The sequence below is a fragment of the Oleiphilus sp. HI0128 genome, assembly GCF_001635365.1.
Genome location: NZ_LWGG01000923.1, coordinates 1 through 2,721, shown reverse-complemented (window position 1 = coordinate 2,721; position 2,721 = coordinate 1). Strand labels below are relative to the sequence as shown.

Here is a 2,721-nt window from a genome sequence, read left to right as displayed (position 1 = left end):
GATGCTTGTGCTTGGGGGAGAAGAAATAAACCAGTAATTATGAGAAAGATTTTTATTGTCCGCACTACTATCCCTTTCTATGCTTATTGAATTGCTATTGTAGGTAATTAAAGTGTAGTGATGAAAAGTTTTTTTTCAAATACCGTCACTAGTGTCCGGTTAAACATAACTAATCTCCAGTTCTAACTGAGGTGTTATTTTTCGGCCGTCTTTTTTTCTACCCGGATCAGGATGAAGTAACTCCTCTATTAACCTCCGGCTAGTCAGATTTAGGCTCATTAACCTCGCTATTTTTTGGAGCGAAAATCCACATTGAATGCCAAGCTGAGTTAACTTCAATAGCAAGTAAGCAATCATTGCCACAAGTACCTGGATCATCACCGCATTTTCACTTCTTCCCAGAAAACGTTTGATCTTCAGGTTCTGTTTAATCCACTTGAAGAATAACTCAATTTGCCAGCGCTGCTTATAAAGATCAGCAATGTCTTCAGCGCTACGCTTCAGGTCATTACTGATAAAAACAAGGACTTTCTGATCTTCTTCTCTCTTGAATGTAATGCGTCTTAAAGGGATCGGGCAATCTTCTTTTGCCTGATCCGAACTTAACTGAATAACCTCATCCGATAGCACTGACTCAGTCCTGGTTTTTCTGGTCTCGATCACTTCATAACATGCATTACTTTTCAGTCTTCCCACAAACGTGGAGCCCATCTGATCTAAGGAGTAATACCAGCCATAGTCATTGTAGGCGCGGTCTACCACGTAGATTACTCCTGACATCATGGGCAAGTTTGTGAGTGCTTTACGGTCATTGATCTTGGCATGAGTCATCTCAAAATAGGTGGGTACATCTGCCTTTGGATCATAGACCGTATGTAGCTTAATACCTGCCTTTGTGGAGCGAAATTTAGCCCATTCAAATTGATTCAAATTTAAGTCAATGGTCGTGGAATCAATAAGCCTTACCATGTCACTAGTTTCTTTGCTTGGAATATGTGCTCTCACTTTTCCCAACAGAAAAAAGAACGTTTCCTGAAAGATAGCAACGGGTCGATTTTTGTTGGCATCAGATAAGGATGAACGCCTTATGGCTCGTGTTCCCAGATGGTAATGATGGGCCTGTTTACTGTTAAAGCTATCCTCAAGATCCCGCAAAGACTGCCTGCCTGATAGCTGGCAAAACAATAATGCAATCAGTTGATCCCAGCAATTTAGGCTGCGTGTTCGATGGTCACCCTTATAACGGTCAACGGTAGCTTGGAACCGGTGACGAGGTAAAAAATTTAGAAGCTGATGGAAGACGGTGTTACGATGTTTCAAGCCTGAATCCTTTGTGGTGAAATTGCTGTCTCGACAACTGCTATTTTACCGCATGTCAATGGATTCAGGCTTCTTAAAGCCCGTTCACTTTTTTTAACCGGACACTAGTGAAATACCGTACTACTTTCAATACAGTCCTTCTCACCTTTGCTATCCGTCATCCCGGCACAGAAAAGGTCCTCAATGACCGTGATGCAAATGGCCATAACCTTCATACGAGGATGATTATTAGGCCAATTTTGACATGCGTACCAGTGACCTATACTGATTCACAGAAGCCACCAGATAATGGTCCGCTAATCGTCTGAAGCGAACCAAGACGGCAGCTGCTTACTGATGACCTTTATCTTCAATTTATAATTCAGCGTCTCTAAGCCGCAAAAGCTATGCGATCACTCATATCCAGAGTAAATAATCCGTACGGGTTGATATGGCTATATATCAAAGGGCTTAATGCCCGATAGTCTTCAGGTATCAGTTTCGAACGTATCGCGTTATCGGATAGCACATCTTCAATCATCAATGTGTTGACGTAAACCAGGCAGCTTTGCAGTAGATGTAGCGAGAGTATTGATATTTCCTGATCTTTTGTTGAGTTTGTCGCAATTTCTCCACTTTTACCGTAGAAAATAAATGAATTAGCGCTGTTCCAGTTTTCAACTACATTCAAGCCTTCGTGAATTTCTCTCCTAAGTTCTTCTGAACCAATATATCGGCAAAGAAAGATCGTTTTAATGACTCTACCCAGCTCAGCCAATGCCTTATAAGTTGGGTGTTGAACATTGTTTCGAGTAAAACGACGAAGAATAGATTCCGGGTCAGCATTACCTTGTTTTAGTGCTGTCGTGTATTTGATCATTTCATCGTATTGCTGAGATATAAGGTTCCAGTTGATGGGCTGTTTCTTTAAAATTGGTTGAAGGTTGTCGTATTGGTTCGGGGTTTCTTCTCCCGTTAACGATAGTTTTTGTGATGCAAGAGCTTTGAGTCTTGGAAGCAAATCAAAACCCAGTAGGTGACAAAAAGCAAAGCCAACTTCACTTTGACCATGGGAATCAACAAATTGTTTGTTTACTTCCATATCAGTGCAGTGACGCAATACACCTTCAATCATTGATGCGACTTCTGACGACGAGCAGCGTTTAAGTTGTGAATAAATGCAGGTAGAGTTTTTCTCCACATGCCAATAAATCATAACCCCTCTTCCTTGGTAACGGATATGCCACTCGGTTAATAGATTTGCATCCCAAGCCCCGATCTTCTTAGAGTCTGATGCACAAGCAGTGGTACCTTCTCCCCAAATATCAGGGTTTCGTGCTCTTAACGTTGCGTTTACCACATCTCGAATAGCCGCGCGAAGGCTGTCTTTATGTACAAATTGATTTCTAACGTGCAGCAGCT

Annotated in this window: 2 protein-coding genes; both read right to left on the bottom strand. The window is 41.7% G+C overall.

The window, feature by feature from the left end; genetic code table 11:
• Positions 1–159: 159 nt before the first annotated feature.
• Positions 160–1,320, bottom strand: coding sequence for an IS4 family transposase (locus tag A3763_RS15040; RefSeq protein ID WP_068633251.1), 1,161 nt, complete (start codon positions 1,318–1,320; stop codon positions 160–162).
• Between the two features lie 370 nt (positions 1,321–1,690).
• On the bottom strand, positions 1,691–2,721 hold a 1,031-nt coding region (locus A3763_RS15035; RefSeq protein WP_156495106.1), incomplete at its 5' end, for a Tn3 family transposase.